This window comes from Devosia rhodophyticola, from assembly GCF_028816475.1.
In the GTDB taxonomy this organism is placed as follows: domain Bacteria; phylum Pseudomonadota; class Alphaproteobacteria; order Rhizobiales; family Devosiaceae; genus Devosia; species Devosia rhodophyticola.
This window is the reverse complement of sequence record NZ_CP118247.1, coordinates 2,905,048-2,921,706: the sequence shown is the minus strand read 5'-3', so window position 1 is coordinate 2,921,706 and position 16,659 is coordinate 2,905,048. Positions and strand designations below refer to the sequence as shown.

The following is a 16,659-nucleotide window of genomic DNA, read 5'->3' as shown; positions in this document are numbered from 1 at the left end:
AGAACTTTCCGCTTGCCCGCAACTAACATGTTGCGTTTTATGACGCCAAATTTGCACAGCAGGAGCAGCACCATGAACCTCATTCAATTTCTCGATTCCAACGGGCAGCGCGCTGTTGGCGTCGTCGAGGGTGCCAGTGCCCGTCGGCTGAACGATGCCACAAGCGTTTACGATCTCGCCATCAGCGCCTTCCAGACCGATACCGGACTGGGTGCACTGGTTAAAAAAATGGGCTTGGGCGATACCATAGACCGTGATTTGATCCTGGCAGAAGGCCGGATGCTGGCACCTATTGATCATCCAGATCCGGCCCATCTTTACCTGACCGGCACCGGCTTGACCCATCTCGGGTCTGCTTCCACGCGTGACGCCATGCACACCGCCAACACGGGCAGCAGCGAAGCCGGGCTGACCGACACCATGAAAATGTTCCGCATGGGACTGGAGAACGGAAAGCCTGCTGATGGCGAAAAAGGCGTTCAGCCGGAATGGTTCTACAAGGGCAACGGCTACAGCATTATTGCGCCCGGTCATCCGATCCCATCGCCGGCCTTTGCACTTGATGCTGGCGAGGAACCGGAAATCGCAGGCATCTACGTCATTGACCAGCACGGCCAACCACGCCGCCTCGGCTTTGCTATCGCCAACGAATTCTCCGACCATGTGACCGAGCGCGTCAATTACCTTTATTTGGCCCACTCAAAATTGCGCGCCTGCTCTTTTGGTCCCGAAATGCGTGTCGGTGATCTGCCTGCCCATATTGAAGGTACGTCAAAAATCGTGCGCAACGGCGAAACAATCTGGGAAAAACCATTCCTGTCGGGTGAAGACAATATGAGCCACACCATCGCCAATCTCGAATATCACCATTTCAAATACGACCTGTTCCGCACGCCGGGCGATGTGCACGTTCATATGTTCGGAACCGCCACACTGAGCTTTGCCGACGGTATTTCCACCAAGCCCGGTGACGTGTTTGAAATCGAGGAAAGCCAGTTCGGCGCCGCCCTGCGCAATCCGATCAGGATCGACCAGGAAACGCCCGTGACGGTTGGCAACATATATTAGGTTCAGTCGCTTACCGACATAAACAGAATCAGATTGTTAGGAGGGCGTGCTGGTCGCGCCCCTTTGCCTTACGACCAATTGCCAAGCTGATGGCGGTTCGCAACTCTTTACCCGCCCAGACTAACATGTCAGTAGTGACGCGAACTCGAGGGGACCAAGCATGAGTCAGCAAGCACTGAAACAGCGTCGTGTCGGCCAGACCAGCCTGCAGGTGACGGAACTGGGCCTTGGCTGCGCCTCGCTGGCAGGTATTGGCGGCGCCGTTCCGGCCGATCAGGCGCGAGCAACAGTTGAACATGCACTCGATTGCGGCATCAATTACGTCGATGCAGCCCCTCAATATGGGTTTGGCCGCGCAGAGCATTTGGCAGGCGATGTGCTGCGGCAGCGGCGCGATGGGGTAATTCTTTCCACCAAGGTCGGGCGACTGCTGAAACCGGTCCACGGAGAGCGCAAATCACCCCACAATTGGGTTGATCCACTGCCCTTCGATGAGGTTTACGACTATACCTACGATGGCGTCATGCGTTCATTCGAGGACAGTTTGCAGCGCCTGGGCGTCAACAAGATAGACATTCTCTATGTCCATGACATCGGATTTGCCACTCACGGATCCGATGCCAACAAGCAACTTTGGCAACAATTATCGACCGGCGGTTACAAGGCATTGCGCGAACTACGCGACGCCGGGGTCATTTCCGCGATCGGTTTGGGCGTCAATGAATGGGAAATTCTCATGGAGGCCTTTGAGCTGGGCGACTGGGACGTATTCCTGCTGGCTGGCCGCTATACGCTGCTTGAACAGACGTCACTGGATCCGTTCCTGACCACTTGCATCAAACGAAAGGCTTCGGTTGTGATCGGAGGACCGTTCAATTCCGGCATTCTGGTGGGTGGCACGACCTTCAACTATGCCAAAGCCCCTGAAGCCGTCGTTGACAAGGTCCGAAGGTTGGAGGCGGTGTGCAACGAATTCGACGTGCCCCTGCCCGCAGCAGCGTTGCAGTTTCCATTGACCCATCCGGCTGTCTGCAATGTCCTGCCCGGCCCTCGCTCGCCTGCCGAATTGGATGGCATATTGGACTGGTGGAAAATTGACATTCCAGATGCGCTGTGGACGGCCCTTGCCGATCAGAAGCTCCTGGCGCCGGGCACACCGGTACCCGGCGGGGCGGCCTAGGCCGGAAATCGTTCAGCGTTGGACATTTGCGTGGCTGTCATTCCTGACTGCCACGCAACGCGGCCTGTAGCACTTCCTTGACCTTGGAATTGATCTGATCGAGCGAATAGGGCTTGGACAGGAATTCAACACTCTGGTCGTCCTCGATATCGCGGCGGACGCTGTCTTCGGCAAAGCCGGACACGAAAATCACCTTAAGCGTCGGCATCTTCTTGCGCACGTGCTTAAGCAGGGTTGGTCCGTCCATTTCGGGCATCAACACGTCCGAAACCATCAAATCGATTTCAAAGTTCTCATCCTCAAGAATTTCGAGAGCCTCTTCTCCCCCGTCCGCCTCAAAAACTTCATAGCCTGTGGTGCGAAGCGCCATCGCTGAGAAATTGCGGACACTTTCCTCGTCTTCAACCAGCAGAATACGCTCGTGTCCCGTTAGGTCGCGAACTGGCGTTGCCGCCGGACCCTTGGCGGTAATTTCATTGACTGCTGGAATATGGCGCGGCAAGAAAATCTTGAAGGTCGTACCAACCCCGATCACCGAGACCGGATAGATAAACCCTTCGGTCTGCTTGATAATCCCGTAAACAGTCGACAGCCCCAACCCGGTGCCTTTGCCGAGATCCTTGGTGGTGAAGAACGGCTCAAAAATCTTGTCCAGCACTTCGGCGGACATGCCTGTGCCGGTGTCCTGCACGTCGATCAGCACATAGTCGGCGGCAACCATGCCTTCAAAGTCGAATTTCTCGGTTTCCGCGGCCGTTACATTGCTGGTGCGAATGGTGATGGCGCCACCACCGGGCATCGCATCGCGCGCGTTGACCACCAGATTGATGATAACCTGTTCCAACTGCACCACATCGGCGCGAACAGGCCAGATATTGCGCCCATGATCGACGCCCAGATTGATTTTTTCACCAATCATGCGTTTTAGCAGCACGGTCAGATCATCAACGATCAGCGACAGTTCCAGCACCTGTGGCCGCAGGGTTTGTCGACGCGAAAATGCCAGCAATTGCCGGGTCAACCCGGCAGCGCGATTGGCATTCTGCTTGATCTGCATCAATTCGGAAAACGAGGGATCACCCGGCTTGTGCTTGAGCAGCAACAAGTCGGAGAACCCGATGATTGCCGTCAAGAGATTGTTGAAATCGTGCGCAACACCACCCGCCAACTGGCCAACGGCCTGCATTTTCTGGCTTTGGGCAAACTGGGCCTCAAGCTTGCGCTGGTCGGTCATGTCCAGCGCATAGACATTGACCCGTTCGGGCGACCCCGCACTCATTTCCGACCCGGAAATATAAAGCCGAACCGCATGATCACCTTCGGCGGTCAACAGAGCATCAACCGGCTCGATGACCGATTGCTGGGCCCCTGCGTTAACGATCGCCTTGGCCAGACGTTCGCGGCTCCCCTCCCCGATGAGATCGGCCAGCGGTTGCAATTCGAGGCTCTTCTGTTCACCCGACCATTTGAAAATGCGGCTGAACGGGGCATTTGTGCGCACGATCCGGCCATTGGTATCAAGCGTCGCAATCGCAAATGGCGTGTCGTTGAAGAACCGCGAAAACCGCACCTCGGCTGCCCGCAATTCTTCTTCGCTGTCGGGCGCGCTGCTTTGATCCAGAACCAGCGTCCGGGTTTCGCCCAACTCGCCTTCGGCCATGCGGGCCGCGCGATGCAACAAGCGCACGGGGAACGCGGTGCCATTGCTGCGCACCAAATCAATGTCGATGATTTCAGTGCCGATCTCGCCATCGCCGCGACCGCGCATGAGGAGGCTGTCGCCGTCGCCGCGCACAATGTCGCCAAGGCTCAATTGGCCCGAGTTGAACTCAGCCAGGTCATAACCCAGCCAATCACTCAGGGTGGAATTGAGATATTGAATGCGCCCGTGCGCGTCCGAGGAAAAGAACCCCGCCGGGGCATGATCAAGATAATCAATGGCGCGCTGCAGATCGCGGAAGGCGCTCTCATTGTTTTCGCGGTCCCGCGTGATATCTTCGACCGACCAGACCAGAAGCGGCTTGCGGCCACCGTCAACCTCCGGCAATGGCCTAATTGCAACCCGATACCAGAACGGACGGCTGCTATCGGTATGCGAACCGCCCAATCCACCAATCAGGCGGATATCTTCAATGGCGGTGCGTCCATCCTTTGCCGCGCGAGACAGGCGATAAACCGCTTCGCTCGCTTCAGATTGCCCCGCAAAAAGCCGCGATACGCCAACCGGAACGCCGTTGACCATGGCGCCGGAAAAGGTGCCGTAATGGGCGTTGACGTAGGAGATCTTGCCATCACGATCGGCAACAACTGCGCCATAAGGCAGGCTGTCGACCAGCGCTCGGGAAACTGTGCGCTTTTCCTCGCCATTGGCGAATTTGAACAGACCCGCCGCCAGTCCGAACAGGCAGAAAACCCCTGCCACAGCCAACAGACCGACAAAGGTCAGCGTTACGTCAGCAGGAATATTCTCGCCGTAAAAGGAAAAGACGGCGGCAATAACCACCAGACTGATGCTCAATGCAACGACGCGCCACAATCCGGCGTTACCACGTTCGCGCGTTTGCAGCGGTTCTGGATAGGTGTCCTCGCCAAGCGGGGTTGCAGCCATGAATGCGTGTGCTCCGGGATACGGATCAAAATAACCGAATCAAACAATACTAAAGCTCTACCAAATGGCCTACCGCCTTGGGAGAGTTAATGGCTAGTTTACCGAATTGCCTGGCGTCCATCCACGATTATCACGCAAACGCATCACAAAGCCGATGACCTGGGCCACCGCCTTGAAGTGCTCGCTGGGTATGGGTTGATCAATTTCGACGCTGGCAAACAAGGCTCGAGCGAGGGGCGGATTTTCAACGATGGGCACATCGTTTTCCTTGGCAATCTCTCGAATGCGCAGGGCAATCGCGTCGGCACCTTTTGCAAGGCAAAGCGGCGCTTTCATTGACTTGTCGTATTTGAGGGCGACAGCAAAGTGGGTCGGGTTGGTAACAATGACAGTCGCATCAGGCACCGAAGCCATCATCCGTTGACGCCCCCGCTCCTGCCGCAACTGCCGAATTCGGCCCTTGACCGCCGGATCACCCTCCATCTGTTTGTATTCGTCGCGCGTTTCCTGAACCGTCATCATCTGACGTTTCCACCATTTTTGGCGCATATAGAGAAAATCGGCGAAAGCGATGATAGTTACAACCGCCAACACCGCGATCAGTATTTTCAACCCGATTTCCTGAAATTCTCCCAAGATGATGGCGGGATCAGCCGTCATCAGGGTCGAAAGCCGGTCTTGCTCCGGCCAGACAGTTATCGCGACCACGGCGCCAACGATTGAAAGTTTCAGCACGCCTTTGATGAAATTGACCAGAGCTTCGCCGGAAAACAGCCGTTTGGCGCCAGCAAGCGGCGAGATCTTGCTCAATTTCGGGGTAATCGGCTCAACCGAAAGCAGCGGCGGGTGTTGGAGCAGATTGGCGGCAATCGCACACAGCGACAAAACCAGCAGCGGCCCCAACACAATCAAGATCAATTGCAGGGCCAAACCGTTGAAAAAAGCCTGAAGCGCTGCGCCGCCGATCTCGAATTGATCAGCGTTGGCGAAAATTTCCTTAAGGGAATTTGCCAGCCCCGCGCTGGCACCCGGTGCCATGAAACCAAAAAGCGCCGTTGTTCCACCCAGCATGAACCAAGTGGTCACTTCCTGGCTTTTGACCACATCGCCTTTTTTGCGAGCGTCCTCGAGCTTTTTAAAGGAGGGGTCTTCGGTTTTACTGGACTGTTCGGGGGCTTCATCGGACATGTGTCAGCCTCGTAACATCGCCAGATGGTCTTCGAACGCCGAAATATACCATCCCATCATCATGGTGAGCAGCAATGCAAACAGCACCAATCCGACCAGAATGTTAGCAGGCATCAAGAGAAAATACACCTGCAAAGCCGGCATCAGGCGCGCCAAAATCCCCGCGCCAAGGTTAAACACCAACCCGAAAACGATAAACGGCGCCGACATCTGCACCCCAATTGTAAAAGCATGCGAAACCGTTCGGATCGCCAGTTGCGCCGCATCATCCAGCATCAGCGGCTCGGTCGGCAAAAACACCATGTAACTGTCGTATATAGCCGCCAGCGCCACGTGGTGGAGATTGGTGGCAAATATCAAGGTGACGCCAACGAACGACAGGAACGAACCGATCACAGCCCCCTGCACCCCGTTTTGCGTGGGATCGGCGACCTGCGCAGCACTCAACCCGGACTGAAAAGCAATCACAGCCCCAGCCACCTGCGTTGCCATCACCGTGATGCGTGTCACCGCCCCGATAATCAGTCCAACTGCAATCTCGTGGAACACGATTGCCAACAGAGCAGGAAACTGCGTTGGCATCGGCGGCATGACCTTGGCCAGCAAGGGATAGAGCACCAGCGTGAATGCCAATGCGAAACTGAGCCGCATACGGGCCGGGATCATTTGCTCGCCCAGCGCGGGCATCAGCATCAAGATGGCACCTATCCGCATGAATAGCAGAATGTAGATATAGGCAACATCGGGCAGCCAATTTAGACTGAGCGCCACCCTAGCCGCCGATGATGATCAGATCGACGATGCGGTTCATATAGGCCCCCATGGTGGAGCCCAAAAAAGGCAACGTAATCAATAGAGTTACAAAGATTGCCAGAATCTTTGGAACAAAGACCAACGTCTGTTCCTGAATTTGGGTCAGCGCCTGAAACAGTGCAATGACCACGCCGACCAACAACCCTGCCAGCATCATCGGCAGCGAAACAATGATCAAAACCCAGATGCTGTCGGTCGCAATATCGAGAACTTCAGCGCCGCTCATGGCACGGCCTTTCGAGAATCAGATCGGCATACGCATGATCTCTTCATACGCCGAAATGACCTTGTCGCGAACCGAAACCATGCTGTCGATGGCTAATTCGGTTTGGGACAGCGCCGTGACCATGTCCACGACATTGGCTTTGCCATTGACCATATCCATAGCCATCTTGTCCGATTTGTTGCCAGTATCGACCACATCCTGCACCGATTGAGCCAACATATTGGCAAAATCATTGCCCTGATCGGCCTTCGCCACGATGTCGGTACCCGGCTTTGCAGTCTGGGAAATCAGCTTGGATGCGTTGCCGTAAGCAGCCGCGGCGGCGTTAAATGGAATTGCCATGATCTAGATCCTTTTGGCGCTAGCTGCGCAAGATATCCAAAGTCCGTCCCAGCATCTGCCGGGTAACGGTCACCACGTTCAAATTGGCTTCATAGGTGCGCTGGGCTTCGCGCATATCCATCGATTCAATTAGTGGATTGATGTTGGGATATTTGACATAGCCTTGCGGATCCGCCGCCGGATGGCCCGGTTCAAACCGGGTGGTAAAATCGCTCATGTCATAGGCAAGCTTGCCCACTTCCACGATATTACCGCCCGCCTGCGCATCAAACTCCGTCTTGAACGTCGGAATGCGACGCCGATAGGGGTCCTCATCCGGCGTCTTGCCCGCAGAATCAACATTGGCCAGATTTTCAGCAATGACACGCATGCGCGCTGTCTGTGCATGAAGACCCGTGGCGGCGATTTTTAGGGATGAGTTGAAGTCACTCATGGAACTGACCTAGCCATTTCACGACCGCCCCATCGCGGTGCGCAGGATTTTCATCGAACTCTGATAGATTGAGGTGACCGCCTGATAGTCACTCATATTTGTCGTGACCTTCATCATTTCGTCTTCCAGCGACACCGCATTGCCTTCAGGGGTAACCTCAAAGCTGTTCATTCGCTGGGCACCAAAGGCGGCGCTTGTGTCGCCACCGACTGAAATGTGCATCGGTTGGGTCGCTGTAACACTAATCGTTGCGCTCGAACCGCCGCCCAAATGATCGGCAAAATTATATTGGGCCAGATCCCGCCCCTGGTAACCTGGCGTTTCCGCATTTGCGACATTTTCTGCCAATAGACCTTGACGCGCTTGGTGCCAGCGCATCTTGTCGGTTAGCGCTGTAAATATCGGCATGTTCATGATGCCCATGGCTCGAATACTCCTTGGCAGACTCGCCTTCCGATAGGCAATTCTTGCCGGGGTATGGTTAATCAACTATTAACTTGAACGCGTTAGCGGAGCTTTGTCTCGCAATTTGCATGTTCTTGAGGCTAAATAGGCAATAAGTGCCGGGTACCTGGCGTATCGTAGTGGAGTAAACGCGTTGCAATTCATAACCAGCCTGTTTGGCGGCTCGGGTAATTCCGTTCTGACATCGATCTTCGCCCTTGGCATCGTGCTGGTGCTGATCGTATTGGGGCTATGGGCTTTAAAGATGCTATTCAAGGCATCGAGCAATGTCGCCCGCGGCCGAAATCGACGCCTGCTGGTTGTTGATACGCTGGCAATTGACCCCAAGCGACAGCTCGTCATCATCCGCCGCGACAATGTTGAACACCTTCTTTTGACCGGTGGCCCGCAGGACGTTGTCGTTGAAACCGGCATCCCGGTCTCCGAAACCCCACAAAATGTGACCAGCCGCCGCCCTCTGCCCAATATCGTGGCCAACAAAACTGCTGGTCGTCCGACGGCGACCACCGCAAAATCGCCCGGCGTTGCCGCCAATCAGCAGTCCACTTTGGGCCATGCCCCCGCACCGGTAGCCACAACCCCGAAAGTGTCGCCGTTGGATCGCTTGCGCGAACTGCGACGGCCCTCGAGCGCCAAAAACCCCACCTCGGTTCGCCAGACCGGACTGATGCGACCTGTTAGTAAAGTGGAGCCCACGGCGCTTCCCGCAGAAAAGACCAATGGTCAGGCCGCCGACTCAGTTAAAGAAGCTGTTAATACTTCCACTGAGCAGAATGGGCGTCCGCAAGTTGACGACTCCGGCAGCCACATCGACGACAAGGGCTACAGCGCCGACCGCAACTAAGCACGGTCGTTTCGCCTTCTGGGCTGGGCTGGCCGTTTTCGTCGGTATGGCACTGGCCCCCAGCATATCCTTTGGACAGGACGTGTCGATCGATTTCGGCAGCGACACCACCCTGACTGAACGAGCCGTTCAGCTCATCGGGTTGATCACCATTCTGGCGCTGGCCCCGTCAATTCTGGTGATGGTGACCAGCTTTACCCGTATTGTGGTCGTGCTCTCGCTACTACGCACAGCAATTGGCCTTCAAAGTGCACCACCCAATTCGGTCATGGTGTCGCTGGCGCTGTTTCTAACCATTTTTATCATGACGCCCACGCTGGAGCAGACCTACAATTTGGGCATTCAGCCGTTGCTTGCCGGCGACATGGAGATTGGCGAGGCGTTCGACGCGGGTAGCGTGCCCATCCACAAATTCATGCAGGCCAATGTACGCGAAAAGGATCTGTCACTCTTTTATGAACTAACCGACACACCGCCACCCGAAAGCCCGGATGCCGTCCCGCTGACCCTGCTGATCCCCGCATTCATGATCTCGGAACTGCGGCGCGCCTTTGAAATCGGCTTTCTGCTGTTCCTGCCGTTCGTGGTCATCGACATGGTTGTCGCATCGGTATTGATGTCGATGGGCATGATGATGCTGCCACCAGTGGTGATTTCACTGCCGTTCAAGCTCATCTTTTTTGTTCTGGTCGACGGCTGGTATCTGGTCGCCGGATCGCTGGTGCGCAGTTTTACAACGGGCTAACCCGCACCCGCCACCTTGGTTTCCGCCCGGGCAGCTTGCGGCGGCACCATCGCCCCGTCGGTGCCATAGGTTTCGCGGTAAGCGGCAAGGAATGAGCTAAGGCCGTCCAAACCCGAAACCGCGCTCGCCACCTTCTTGAACTCAAGACTGTCGGTGGTAATCGTGCCGGTCACATAATCAAACATCGGCCATTCGGGCGCCGTCACCATTGCTTCGGCAAATTTGGCCCGCAGGCGCGATTGCCCCAACCGGTCACCCGCCAGCACATAACCAACGGCCGCCTTGATGACATTCATGCGGGCTGGCTGGCTCAATGGCTGATCATTGGGCGCATACATGGTTTCGAGCAATTCCGCTGCATCGCCGTAGCGCTTGGCGCGCCAATGCGCATCAACACGTAGTTGATCGACATCTCTGCCCTGCATGGACTTCAACAAATCCAGCGCCAGTTCGTCCCGCCCGCCATCGATCATCGAACGTGCTTCGAGAACCCGGCGCTGGCGCGTCAGCGCCTCGGACAGATCAGGCATCCGCGTTGATCCCAGTACCCGCAGCGCGTCCTGCGGCTTGCGATCAGCGAGGTAAATAATGGCAAGATCAGCGGCAACCTGCGCTTTGGCAGCACCCTTGAGACGATTGCTCAACTGGTAATCGAGCAACTGGGCGGCCTGTGGCAGCAAATCAATTTTGACCAGACGCCGTGCCAGATTGCGGATCATTTCATCACCACGCGCCCCCGGCGGCGTCAGTTCCCGGAAGTCGTAAAACAGGCTCAGCGCGTCGACCGGTGCCAGCGCCTCGGCCTGCCCATTCAGGAACAGATCAACAAAAATCTGCTGCGCCTGATCGCGCAAAGCATTGATTTCCCGACTCTCGGGATAGACGGACACCGCCTGTTTGACGGTTTCGAACCCGGACCGATAGTCGTCGCGACGGAAATAGAGTTTGGCCAACAATTGCTGCATCGAGGCTTCCAGCGCATTGCCGCGCCAGAGCATGGCCTCTGCCGATAGGGTGGCGGTGGCCTTTTCAAGGTTGAGATTGCCCTGTTTGTCGAGCAATAGCATTGTCCGGTAGATGGCTTCGGCGCGCGTTGGGCGTATATCGGCGGCAATGACCTGACCATAATTGTCGATTGCCTCGGCGTCCTGGCCCTTGAGCTCGTCTGTGCGCCCCATCAGCAGATGCAGCTGGCTGACTTCATCCACGTTGAGTTCAGCGGTATCAATGCTGTCGAGCAACCGCTGGGCGGTGGCAATATCGTCAGTTTCAACGGCTGCGCGAATGGCGGCAAAGGTAAATCGCTTCTTGGCCCACGCTGGATAGCTGCGCGCAACATCCTCGGAGGCCAACCCATCCTCGAGCGCGCCGCGATAGTCGCCGCTATCAGCCCGCGCGATGGTGCGCCACAACAAGGCATCACCTTCATTGGCCAGCCTGGCACTGTTCAGAATTGCCAGCGCGTCGCTGGATCTATTGACGACCGTATCGGCGATGGCCGTCGTCAGGCGCACCTTCTGGACCAGGTCTTCGCTGCCTTCAGGCTTGTCCCCGATAACGCTGAGAACGCCCAATGCTTCATAGGCAAACCCGTTGGCCAACTGATATTGGGCCAGATCCAACCGCGCCGCATCGCGCGCGCTGCCCTTGGCGCTGGCGGCCGACGCGGTCAGATCGTCATACTGCTGTTCATATTGGGCAGGATCGCTTGCCAGCAATTTATCAAGATCAATGAAACTGAAGCGGTTGGTTGCATCAAAACTGGTGCGCAGCGCCCGTTGCTGATCCGCACTCGACAGCGTCAATCCGCCCTCAGTGCTGATGATCGCCAGCTTGTTTTCAACCTGAATATCCACCCCGTCATGCTGGGGCTTGATCGCCAGCCCATGAACGGTCCGCAACGCGGTAAAATCGACATACTTCTGATCCCGCAACATGCCGCGCGCTGGTGGATAAGCCGTCACCACCTCGAGTTTATCGCCCACGACAGGATCGACAAATTGGTGCACGCGCGCCGGACGCTCGACATCAGCCACCATCTCATATCCGCCTTCGGCGGTGCGCTGACGTTTCAGATCAATGGGTTCTGTCGGCGTCAGCACCATGTCGCCCAATGAAAGCACCCACGCGCGGCCCTCTGATCCAAGCGTTGCCAGACGGTCCTGCCCCAAATCGATGCGAACCACCTGCGTGTCCCCGCCCGAGATTACGGAATAATCCCGCGCGACGGCCGAAAGTGCCTTCATGTCCTTGGGCGCTTCGATGGCTGACGCCGTATCGATTACTGTCCACACAGTGTTGCCGCGTCGAAACACCGCTGCCGCAGTATCCTGCTCAAAAGGAAACACAACGCGCAGTGTGGTGCCGACCATGCTGACATAGGGTTGGATCGTGGCGGGCGCCGTGTCGGGATATAGAACGCCGAGATCTGATTTTAGCCGCTCCTGCCCCCCGGCACCCGAAATATCAGCCAGCGCTTCAGCGTCGTCCGCAGGTGCGGACTTGTCGACCAGCGCCTGTGCAGTGATCGGCGGCAACCCAGCGTGAGGCAGGTCGACATCAATCGTATAGGATCGCGGCGACTCTTCATAAAACCGGGGCTCGACGCCGGCAGCAAACTTGAGCATGACGTCGCTGCCGTCTTCGGTCACATTATTTTTGACATCGACAATTTCAGGCGGCAGGCTGGATGCCAACTCAGCGACATCAACTGCTACTGGCCATTCAAAATCAAGCACGCCTATCTTTTGCTTGAAGGAAAAATCGGCCTTGGTATCAAGGCTCCAGTCGAATTGCAGCCGCATGAACGTTGGATTAGTGCCGACCCGAACCGTCACCTGCGGATTTTTCTGGCGAACGACTTCGGCCTTACGCTTTCTGTCTGCCTGCTTGGCGGATGCCTTGGCGTTGGACGCCACCCGATCCTGCACATCCTGCGGCAACGTTGGTGGCGCTCCTTGCCAGTCAGACGGCAACAGATCAATATAGAGCTGGTTGTCGGCCTCGGTATGGCTCACTTCGAACGCAGCCCGCAGACCAAATCGGATACCCTTCTTGTCCGAATCCGCCCGCGCCGCTGTGACATAGTCCGACAGCAGTCCGCCAACATCGGGCAGGATCACATCGGCAGCTTCATCAAAGGTAACTGACAGCACGCCATTTTCATTGCTGATCTTGTAGGCGGGCAAATCTGTGCGGGAGCGAAAGCTGACGATCATCCGGCCAAAGCCATTTTCGGCACTGACCGACAATTGGCCGCGATCCTGCGCCCAACCAGGCGCGGCGCACACCAAGGCCCCCGCCATCGTGACGACACTGACAATCAGGGCAAGACGCGCCCTTTTCCAGCCTACCTGTAACGCAGTCTTCACCGACCGCAGCCCGCCTGGCAAATTAGGCGTTCTCAAACGGATCAAGATCAATCCGGACACAGAAAACGCGATTACACAACTAACGTCGTGACACTATCGCGTCGTGCTTAACGCAGCCTTACCCGTTGCCGAACTCTATTGTCCGACAATCTGTGGCAGCGAGGAAAGATCGGCTTGATCCATTTTGTCGGTTGGCTCATCGGCGTTCGCTGCCATCCGCACGGTAAGTTCCTGCGCCCGTGTCGAATTCATCGCCGCCAGTACAGGCGCCATCTTGCGCGGGTTCATCGTTTTAGCCACCCGCAGCAGCACATCCATATCGAGATTATCGAAAATCGCGGCAGCATCCTTTGGCTTCATGCTCTCATACATGGTGATGATGCCTGCAAACCGTCCGCTCTCCATCTCCTTGCGCTGATCAACCAGTTTTGAGATCTGTTCTTCCAGCGCTTTGAGCGTTTCGGCTCGTTCGTTGATCTTCTGCTCGGCGGCGTCCACCAGCGACTGGCGCAAGTCCAGTTCAGCCGCATATTTGTCCAACTCAACCCGGCGTTCACCGAGCCGTTCCAGCAGAGCGCGCTCGGTCAGCGACCCACCGTTCACATCGGTCAGTGGGATAAGCATACCGTCCGGGCCATATTTCATCGGCACGGCTTCCGCGCGCGGGTCGCAATTTGCACTGGCCATGCCAGCATTTTCGCCGCTGGCAGATGCCTCTTCGCCCCCTTCGGCAACGACACCTCCATCAGACGGGCAATCCCTCGCCCCAAGGTCGCTTGCGGCGGGCTCTGCACCTTCTGGTGTCGCCGCAGGATCCATGGCAGCCGCTGCTTCTCCTTCCGGTACGGCAGCGTCTCCGCTCAACACTTCGGTGCCTGCAATGGCCTGCAATTGATCCGGACTGTCCGATTTTTTGGTCAACGTTTGCGCCATGGTTGGCGACATATCCGTTAGAACCGGGCTGTCGTCCTGCATCATGGGTTCAGAGGGCAATTCGATTGCCGCGTCCCCACTACTGTTGCCCCCATGCTCCTCGGCCCGCACCGCTGCAACGCCCAGCACGTACCCCCCGTGGTCACAAGACTGACCGTCTTGAACACCAGCAAGGCGGCGATAGCGAAAATAACAACGGGGAGCAGGCGCACAGATTTCATGCCGCAGCACCGCGTGCGCGCGCCCGGGTGGCCAATTGCTCAAGCGCCGAATGCAACTTGTTGGGCGATGGTATATCTTCCTCGATGGGCGCCGTCGCCTGCGCGGCAGGGTTTTTGCGCGCCACACTGGTGATCTTGGCGATGCGGTCCAAAACGTCTGCGCCCGCGCTCACGTGATTGGCAAGTTCAATACCGAAGCGTTCGGCTTCCTCCAACCGGGCACCCAACACAAGATCCGCATCAACAGCGGTCGCCTTGAGCTCCTTGATCGCCTGATTGGCAAGATTGGTCGCGCCGACCAGGTCATTGACCATTTGCTGCAACACTTCCCTGTCCGCATGCAGGCGCTTCAGTCGGCTGTTCAAGACCGTGCAGTACCCGATTGTCATGATTAGAAGAACGGCAACCGACCCTTCAACGATAAGGCCCAAAGGCAATCCAAACATCATCGTCCTTCCATAGATTGATCGAGTGCCTCAAAGCCCGCCATCGTCACTTTTGGCGGATTGAGAGGGCTGGTCACACGAACCGAAACATTGTTGCCGATATGCCCCATGATCGCCTCGGCCAGATCAACATCGCCACAGCGCAGCTGGATCGGTTCGCTCGGGGTGCGATCAAATAAAACAGTATCGCCCGGTGCCAGCGCCAGAACACGCGATAGCGGCAATTGCTGCTCGTGCAGAATGGCGGAAACTTCGACATCGGCAGCATAAATCTCGGTTGCCAGATGCCCTTCCCATATCGGGTCACGTCCAAATTTTTCGCCCATGAACATCTGCAGCAATTGCACCCGAATCGGCTCAATCGTTGCATAGGGCAACAGAATTTCGATCTTGCCGCCGCGATCATCCATCTCGATACGCATTTCGATCAGGATCGCCGCGTTGGCAGGCCGGGAGATCGCCGCAAAGCGAGGGTTGGTCTCAATGCGCTCCAGCTTGAAATTGACCTGCGTCACCGGCTCGAATGCACGGTGGGTATCCTCAAGGATTACCTCGATCATGCGACGCGCCAGCGCCATTTCAATAGTCGTATAGGGACGCCCCTCCACCCGAACATTGCCTGAAACGCGTCGTCCGCCCAGCAGAACGTCGATCATCGAGTAAATCAGGCTGGAATCGACAGTCAGCAGGCCGTAGTTTTCCCATTCCTCGGCTTTGATCACCGACAGGATTGCGGGCAGCGGTATGGAATTGAGGTAATCGCCAAACCGCACCGAGGAAATCGAGATCCAATGTAACTTCCACATTGTCCGAGGTAAAATTGCGCAGCGACGTTGTCGCCAGCCGCACCAGACGGTCAAACACGATTTCCAGCATAGGCAGCCGCTCGTAGCTGACCAGCGCCGAATTGATCAGTGCCTGAACCCCGGTCAGCTCAACATTGCCGCCAACATTGGGATCAAATCCCAGGAGACTATCGATCTCGTCCTGGTTTAATACCCGGTCAGCTTCGCCGGGCCCCAGCGCGCCGGTGGGGTCGGCTTCCAGCATTGCAGCCCACTCAGCCGCCGCGTCTGGGGCTGCTTCAGCTTCTCCAGCCGCCGCACCGCCCGCAGTCGCTGGCGCATCGTCGCCAACGTTCCAGTCTTCGGCCAATTTGTCCTGATCGCTGGGCTCAGCCATTTACTGGACCAATATTTCTTTGAACAGAATGCTCTCCACATTCGAGGGATAAATCGCCACGTTCACACGACGCAGCAATTCTTCCTTGAGGCGATAAATGCCGGCCGATCCTTCAAGATCGCTCCTACGCAACTCACGCAGATAGACCTGAAATGCATCGACAACCTTGGCCATGCGCGGCTGGATTTCGGTCATGACCTCTTCATTGGCCACCTCCAGCGCAACGGTCAGCTTGAGAAAAGATTCATCGCCCCCTGCCGTATTCAGGTTGACCGTCATTGGCGGCAAATTGAAAATGAAGCTTTGATGTGCGGCCAGGACCCTGGCCTCGTCGGGCGCGGATTCACTTCCGCCAGAAAGTACGACAAACAGCCCTGCCCCGGCAATCGCCACCACAGCAGCTGCGGCACCGATAATGATGAAAAGCTTCTTCTTGCTCTTTGGGACCTCGGTCGCAGCTTCATCAATTTCCGCTTCGGCAGCCATGACAACAATTCCTGCGCCTAAGAGTAAATCCGGGCGATTCCGGCTCCCCACCAGCTAATCGCCGCTTGGTTAATGAAGTCTTACGATCTGACCCAATGCGGCAGATTT

Annotated in this window: 15 protein-coding genes and 1 pseudogene; 4 read left to right on the top strand and 12 right to left on the bottom strand. The window is 56.6% G+C overall.

Translation table 11 applies throughout. The annotated features are described in order from the left end of the window. The first annotated feature begins 72 nt into the window (after positions 1–72). Entirely contained in the window at positions 73–1,068 is a 996-nt protein-coding gene (gene araD1 / locus PSQ90_RS14295) for an AraD1 family protein (RefSeq protein ID WP_282210956.1), read from the top strand. 160 nt (positions 1,069–1,228) lie between these two features. After that, on the top strand, positions 1,229–2,248 hold the full coding sequence (locus PSQ90_RS14290) for an aldo/keto reductase (RefSeq protein WP_282210955.1): 1,020 nt from the start codon (positions 1,229–1,231) through the stop codon (positions 2,246–2,248). Positions 2,249–2,285: 37 nt separating this feature from the next. On the opposite strand, the gene cckA is transcribed toward PSQ90_RS14290, so the two are convergent. The 7 genes from cckA to flgB all read right to left on the bottom strand — a co-directional run bounded on the left by cckA (position 2,286) and on the right by flgB (position 8,281). Next, positions 2,286–4,856: a cell cycle histidine kinase CckA gene (cckA, locus tag PSQ90_RS14285; protein ID WP_282210954.1), complete on the bottom strand. Its 2,571-nt coding sequence runs from the start codon at positions 4,854–4,856 to the stop codon at positions 2,286–2,288. A 93-nt stretch (positions 4,857–4,949) separates the two neighbouring features. Further along, complete coding sequence (gene flhB / locus PSQ90_RS14280; RefSeq protein ID WP_282210953.1) at positions 4,950–6,044, bottom strand: flagellar biosynthesis protein FlhB; 1,095 nt, start codon at positions 6,042–6,044, stop codon at positions 4,950–4,952. Positions 6,045–6,047: 3 nt separating this feature from the next. Further along, positions 6,048–6,815, bottom strand: a complete 768-nt coding sequence (fliR, locus tag PSQ90_RS14275) for a flagellar biosynthetic protein FliR (protein WP_282210952.1) — start codon at positions 6,813–6,815, stop codon at positions 6,048–6,050. A gap of 1 nt (position 6,816) precedes the next feature. After that, entirely contained in the window at positions 6,817–7,083 is a 267-nt protein-coding gene (gene fliQ, locus PSQ90_RS14270) for a flagellar biosynthesis protein FliQ (RefSeq protein WP_282210951.1), read from the bottom strand. An 18-nt stretch (positions 7,084–7,101) separates the two neighbouring features. Next, positions 7,102–7,425, bottom strand: a complete 324-nt coding sequence (gene fliE, locus PSQ90_RS14265) for a flagellar hook-basal body complex protein FliE (protein ID WP_282210950.1) — start codon at positions 7,423–7,425, stop codon at positions 7,102–7,104. 19 nt (positions 7,426–7,444) lie between these two features. Then, complete coding sequence (gene flgC, locus PSQ90_RS14260) at positions 7,445–7,858, bottom strand: flagellar basal body rod protein FlgC (protein ID WP_282210949.1); 414 nt, start codon at positions 7,856–7,858, stop codon at positions 7,445–7,447. Between the two features lie 18 nt (positions 7,859–7,876). Beyond that, complete coding sequence (gene flgB, locus PSQ90_RS14255; RefSeq protein WP_282210948.1) at positions 7,877–8,281, bottom strand: flagellar basal body rod protein FlgB; 405 nt, start codon at positions 8,279–8,281, stop codon at positions 7,877–7,879. Between the two features lie 175 nt (positions 8,282–8,456). On the opposite strand from flgB, the gene PSQ90_RS14250 reads away from it, so the two are divergent. Further along, positions 8,457–9,167 carry a flagellar biosynthetic protein FliO gene (locus PSQ90_RS14250; RefSeq protein WP_282210947.1) on the top strand — a complete coding sequence of 237 codons (711 nt, stop codon included), beginning with the start codon at positions 8,457–8,459 and terminating at the stop codon, positions 9,165–9,167. A 46-nt stretch (positions 9,168–9,213) separates the two neighbouring features. Further along, positions 9,214–9,912: a flagellar type III secretion system pore protein FliP gene (gene fliP / locus PSQ90_RS14245; RefSeq protein WP_282213076.1), complete on the top strand. Its 699-nt coding sequence runs from the start codon at positions 9,214–9,216 to the stop codon at positions 9,910–9,912. Here fliP and PSQ90_RS14240 read toward each other — a convergent pair. The 5 genes and pseudogenes from PSQ90_RS14240 to PSQ90_RS14220 form a co-directional block, all read right to left on the bottom strand. Beyond that, a complete protein-coding gene (locus PSQ90_RS14240; protein WP_282210946.1) occupies positions 9,909–13,283 on the bottom strand; it encodes a tetratricopeptide repeat protein in 3,375 nt (1,124 codons plus the stop codon). The two genes, fliP and PSQ90_RS14240, sit on opposite strands and share 4 nt — an antisense overlap. Before the next feature lie 135 nt (positions 13,284–13,418). Beyond that, complete coding sequence (locus PSQ90_RS14235) at positions 13,419–14,345, bottom strand: MotE family protein (RefSeq protein WP_282210945.1); 927 nt, start codon at positions 14,343–14,345, stop codon at positions 13,419–13,421. Between the two features lie 88 nt (positions 14,346–14,433). Continuing rightward, on the bottom strand, positions 14,434–14,886 hold the full coding sequence (locus PSQ90_RS14230) for a DUF6468 domain-containing protein (RefSeq protein ID WP_282210944.1): 453 nt from the start codon (positions 14,884–14,886) through the stop codon (positions 14,434–14,436). Beyond that, positions 14,883–16,065 (bottom strand): annotated as a pseudogene (gene fliM / locus PSQ90_RS14225) (flagellar motor switch protein FliM). The gene PSQ90_RS14230 and the pseudogene fliM overlap by 4 nt, the downstream one beginning before the upstream one ends. Further along, positions 16,066–16,551, bottom strand: coding sequence for a flagellar basal body-associated FliL family protein (locus PSQ90_RS14220; protein WP_282210943.1), 486 nt, complete (start codon positions 16,549–16,551; stop codon positions 16,066–16,068). Between the last annotated feature and the right edge of the window lie 108 nt (positions 16,552–16,659).

Coding starts and splice junctions, on each gene's coding strand:
- fliE (WP_282210950.1), bottom strand. CDS start 7,425: ATGGCAATTCCATTTAACGCCGCCGCGGCTGCTTACGGCAACGCATCC.
- PSQ90_RS14230 (WP_282210944.1), bottom strand. CDS start 14,886: ATGATGTTTGGATTGCCTTTGGGCCTTATCGTTGAAGGGTCGGTTGCC.
- flhB (WP_282210953.1), bottom strand. CDS start 6,044: ATGTCCGATGAAGCCCCCGAACAGTCCAGTAAAACCGAAGACCCCTCC.
- araD1 (WP_282210956.1), top strand. CDS start 73: ATGAACCTCATTCAATTTCTCGATTCCAACGGGCAGCGCGCTGTTGGC.
- flgB (WP_282210948.1), bottom strand. CDS start 8,281: ATGGGCATCATGAACATGCCGATATTTACAGCGCTAACCGACAAGATG.
- cckA (WP_282210954.1), bottom strand. CDS start 4,856: ATGGCTGCAACCCCGCTTGGCGAGGACACCTATCCAGAACCGCTGCAA.
- flgC (WP_282210949.1), bottom strand. CDS start 7,858: ATGAGTGACTTCAACTCATCCCTAAAAATCGCCGCCACGGGTCTTCAT.
- PSQ90_RS14290 (WP_282210955.1), top strand. CDS start 1,229: ATGAGTCAGCAAGCACTGAAACAGCGTCGTGTCGGCCAGACCAGCCTG.
- fliQ (WP_282210951.1), bottom strand. CDS start 7,083: ATGAGCGGCGCTGAAGTTCTCGATATTGCGACCGACAGCATCTGGGTT.
- fliP (WP_282213076.1), top strand. CDS start 9,214: ATGGCACTGGCCCCCAGCATATCCTTTGGACAGGACGTGTCGATCGAT.
- PSQ90_RS14220 (WP_282210943.1), bottom strand. CDS start 16,551: ATGGCTGCCGAAGCGGAAATTGATGAAGCTGCGACCGAGGTCCCAAAG.